Source organism: Streptomyces recifensis (assembly GCF_002154615.1).
GTDB lineage: Bacteria > Actinomycetota > Actinomycetes > Streptomycetales > Streptomycetaceae > Streptomyces > Streptomyces griseoluteus.
In genome coordinates this window covers 1-3,602 of sequence record NZ_MUNH01000194.1, presented here as the reverse complement: position 1 = coordinate 3,602, position 3,602 = coordinate 1, and the positions used below count along the sequence as shown (strand labels likewise).

Sequence of the window (3,602 nt, the reverse complement as noted above, 5' to 3'; positions counted from 1 at the left end):
GGGCATCGCCGCGATCGGCACGTACACCGACCTGAGCGGCGGCGACTCCACGGCGAGCACCATCGTCGGTGCGACGCCGAGCCAGGCCATGGTGACCGCGATCTCCCGGATCGCCGCGTGGAAGCTCGGGATGTCGGGGGTCAGCCCGACCGGTACCAGCACGCTGACCGAGGGTGCCAAGGACAGCTCCGGCTTCACCTTCGGCAAGACCTACACGATGAACGCCGTCTCCGGACACCGCAACGGCTTCGCCACCGACTGCCCCGGCAACCAGCTCTACGCCAAGCTCGGCACCGTCCGCTCCTACGCGGCCGGTCCCCCGGCCGGGGTGGGTGTCACCAGCGTGGACTCCGCGTCGGGCGCGGTGCGTTCGGGCACCGGCTACGTGACCGGCACCACGGCGACCGTGCGCTGGTCCACGTCGACGCCGGCCGCGCTGCTCTCGGGCGCGGAGGTCCTCGTGGACGGCACCTCCGTGGCGAAGGCCGGGGGCACGGCCACCTCGGTCGCCGTCACGCTGGCCCCGGGGCGGCACACCGTCCAGGTGCGGGCGACCCACGTCTCGGGCAAGACCGCCACCTCGGCCGCCGTCACGGTGACCGCCGACACCACACGGCCCACCTATCCCACCGCGCCGGCCGCGCAGTTGGGCAAGGGCACGGTCAACACGGCGGCGGTTCCGGTGACGGTGACCTGGAAGGCGGCCGACGACAACGGGCTGCGCTCCCAGGCCGCCACCTCGCCGACCGCGAAGACCCTGACGGCGACCTCCACGAGCTGGTCCACCACCGCCAAGTCGGCGACGGCGACCAAGTTCGGCCTGACCGCCACCGACCTGGCCGGCAACACGGCGACCGCGTCGGTCACCCGTACGGCCACCCTGCTCCAGGAGAGTTCCGCCAAGGCGACCGGCACCTGGACCAAGCGGTCCAGCAGCAGCTACCTGGGCGGCTACTCGGCCAGCTCCGGCACCACCAACGCCTCGCTGACCTGGACCTTCAAGGGCCGTTCGGTCGCGTGGATCGCCTCACGCGCGAGCACCTCCGGCGCGGTCAAGATCTACGTCGACGGCACCTACCAGGCCACTGTCGACCTCAAGTCCGCCACCACGGCCTACCGCCAGGCGATGTGGACCAAGACCTGGAGCAGCGCGGCCCAGCACACCCTGAAGATCGTGGTCGTCGGCACGTCAGGCCGCCCGACGGTCACGACGGACGGCATCGCGGTCCTCAACTGAGCTGATCCTGCGGGCAAGCGGCCTTCTCCGGACTCCGGTCCGGGGGAGGCCGCTCGGCCTTGTGCGGGGCATCCCCCGTCACGGCACCTCGCCTCTGCTGCGGGCATTCGCGTACGCCGTCGCCGCGCTGATCCGCTCCGCCGGAGTCGCCTCCCGCACCAGGTGCGGCGGTACGTCCCACTCCGGGCCGCCACCCAGTGGTCTGAGCTGGACATACGGTCCCTGATGTCCCATGACCACCCCCACTCTGTTCGTCCCGGTGTCCAGCGCGTACGAGCCCAGCGGCGGTCGCACCGCGTTCATCGCAGCGCCGCCGCGAGCTGCGCGGCCGTCTGCACCGAGCACCGCCCCAGCTCCACCAACGGGATCGGGGCCTCGCAGGCCAACGAGATGGGATCAAGCCCGAGCGAAGGCAACTTGATCCCGACCTTCTCCAATGCGGTCCGCAATTCCTCGAGGGTTCGCTCCGCTTCCTCGACCCGGTCCGCTGAATCCTGTGTGTTCACTGTCCGCATCACTTCCCTGCCGTCACGTCCTTCACGCTTCGTGTCCTCACGGTGACGCTCCAGAACCAGACTCGGAAGGGGCCTGGGCCTTACAAGCGCGGGCAAGATGATGGTGCTCAAGGCGTCCCTAGCCATGATCGAATGGGCGGCGGAGGACTACACACGATGCGCGGGTACGACCTGACCAACGCCCTCTGGCGTAAGAGCAGCTACAGCGGCGGCAGCGGTGGCGAATCGTGCGTCGAGGTCGCCGACGGAGTCCCCGGCGCCGTCCCCGTACGGGACAGCAAGGTCGAAGACAGCCCCGCACTCCTCCTCAGTGCCTCCGCCTGGGCCGACTTCCTTGACGCCATCCGGCACTGACATCCGCACCCCGCGGCTCGACCTGCTCCCCCTGCGGGTCGAGCACGCCGAGGAGATGGCCGGGGTGCTGGCCGATCCCGCCCTGCACCGCTTCATCGGCGGGACCCCGTACACCCCGGACGCGTTGGCCGCCCGGTACCGCCGACTCGTCGCCGGCTCCCCCGACCCCGAGGTCACCTGGCTGAACTGGGTCGTCCTGCTGCGCGAGGAGTCCCGCCTCGCCGGCACCGTCCAGGCGACGCTCAGCACGGCGAACGGCACCGCCGAGATCGCGTGGGTGGTGGGCACCCCGTGGCAGGGGCGGGGCATCGCCAAGGAGGCGGCCGTGGCGCTGGTCGCGTGGCTCACCGCGCGGCCGGTGCGGAGCATCACCGCGCACATCCACCCCGACCACCACGCCTCGGCGGCCGTGGCAAGAGCGGCGGGCCTCGCACCCACCCCGGAACGCCAGGACGGAGAGGTCCGCTGGGAGTGTGCGGGCCAGGCCGGGGGCAGTGGGGGCTCAGGGAGGGAAAATGACACCACGACCCAAGTCCCGTGAAGAACCGGCCTGGACGAAGCCCGGATCTCAAGGTGCCTTCTGGGTGTTCCTGTCGCTGCTGGTCCTGAACTTCGCCGTACTGGTCATGCGGGTCCTGGGGAATGACGGAGCGGGCCGCGTCGGCTCCTCCCTCGGCCTCTGCCTCCTGTTCGCCCTGCTCCTCGCGGCGAACCGGACGGCGCGGCGCAAGCGGTCGACGCCCACGCGCTAGACCAGTGGCTCGCTCAGTTCGAGCGCCCGTAGCACCGCCGCCCAGGCATGCTCATCCCCCACGTCCAGCGCCGTGTCCGTCAGTTTGATGACGTGCTCGTCGCCGTGGGCGAGGGCGCGCTCGGCGAGTTCCTCGGGGGCGAGGGCGCTCGGCGGGGCGTAAGGGGCCGGCTCGTCGGGCGCGTACATGGCCGTGACCGCGGCCGAGGCCGTCCACGTTGCGCACACGCTCGGAACCCACAGGTCTCTCGGGAGCGCGGGCAGCGTACGCAGCACCGCGTTGGGCGCCGTCGCCGCGTGCACCAGCATCGTCGGCTCGCCGTGGCCGTGCGTGGCGTAGCGGTGGGTGGCGGCCCGCACCAGTTCGGTGAGGCAGCGGTGCGCCTCGGCCGGGTCCGTCACTTCCGCCGCCCAGACCGGCAGCCCGGTGACGCGATCCAAGCGGGCGGGAAAGCCACCGTCCCGTACTGCGATGGGCCGTACCGCGTCCAACGCGGCGGCGGCGCTGTCCGCACCGGGCAGCGGGGTGAGTCCGGTGACGGGCCGGTGCCGAGCGGCCCAGTAACCCAGCCCGTGCGCGAGCTCGGTCACCCGTGGCCCGGTCTCCCCCGCCAGCAGCGTCCGTACCGCGTGCCCCACCCGGATCACCGGATGCGTGGACCCCCCGTACATGCCGGGCACCAGCCTGGGCCACCACTCCGCCAGTACCTCACGCCCCCCCCGCTCCCCCCCCTCCCCCTGGAAG

General features: G+C 71.8%; 6 protein-coding genes and 1 pseudogene. 4 read left to right on the top strand and 3 right to left on the bottom strand.

Annotated elements, in window-relative coordinates:
* Window positions 1–1,237, top strand: a pseudogene (locus tag CCN33_RS31965) (N-acetylmuramoyl-L-alanine amidase); the annotation flags it as partial.
* 78 nt (window positions 1,238–1,315) lie between these two features.
* On the opposite strand, the gene CCN33_RS11825 reads toward CCN33_RS31965, so the two are convergent.
* Window positions 1,316–1,531 (bottom strand): hypothetical protein, encoded by a 216-nt coding sequence (locus CCN33_RS11825; RefSeq protein ID WP_086693594.1) that lies wholly within the window; start codon window positions 1,529–1,531, stop codon window positions 1,316–1,318.
* 5 nt (window positions 1,532–1,536) lie between these two features.
* On the bottom strand, window positions 1,537–1,863 hold the full coding sequence (locus CCN33_RS33640; protein ID WP_341866570.1) for a hypothetical protein: 327 nt from the start codon (window positions 1,861–1,863) through the stop codon (window positions 1,537–1,539).
* Window positions 1,864–1,908: 45 nt separating this feature from the next.
* Between CCN33_RS33640 and CCN33_RS11815 the strand changes: the two genes are divergently transcribed.
* Genes CCN33_RS11815 through CCN33_RS31550 form a run of 3 tightly spaced genes read left to right on the top strand, consistent with a single transcriptional unit; the run spans window position 1,909 to window position 2,858 of the window.
* On the top strand, window positions 1,909–2,106 hold the full coding sequence (locus CCN33_RS11815; RefSeq protein WP_086693593.1) for a DUF397 domain-containing protein: 198 nt from the start codon (window positions 1,909–1,911) through the stop codon (window positions 2,104–2,106).
* Complete coding sequence (locus CCN33_RS11810; RefSeq protein WP_244173769.1) at window positions 2,087–2,647, top strand: GNAT family N-acetyltransferase; 561 nt, start codon at window positions 2,087–2,089, stop codon at window positions 2,645–2,647. The genes CCN33_RS11815 and CCN33_RS11810 overlap by 20 nt, the downstream gene beginning before the upstream one ends.
* Entirely contained in the window at window positions 2,622–2,858 is a 237-nt protein-coding gene (locus tag CCN33_RS31550; RefSeq protein WP_140394517.1) for a hypothetical protein, read from the top strand. Before CCN33_RS11810 ends, CCN33_RS31550 begins: the two co-directional genes overlap by 26 nt.
* Here CCN33_RS31550 and CCN33_RS11805 read toward each other — a convergent pair.
* A partial coding sequence (locus CCN33_RS11805; RefSeq protein WP_107483930.1) for a questin oxidase family protein occupies window positions 2,855–3,602 on the bottom strand: 748 nt, incomplete at its 5' end. The genes CCN33_RS31550 and CCN33_RS11805 overlap by 4 nt on opposite strands.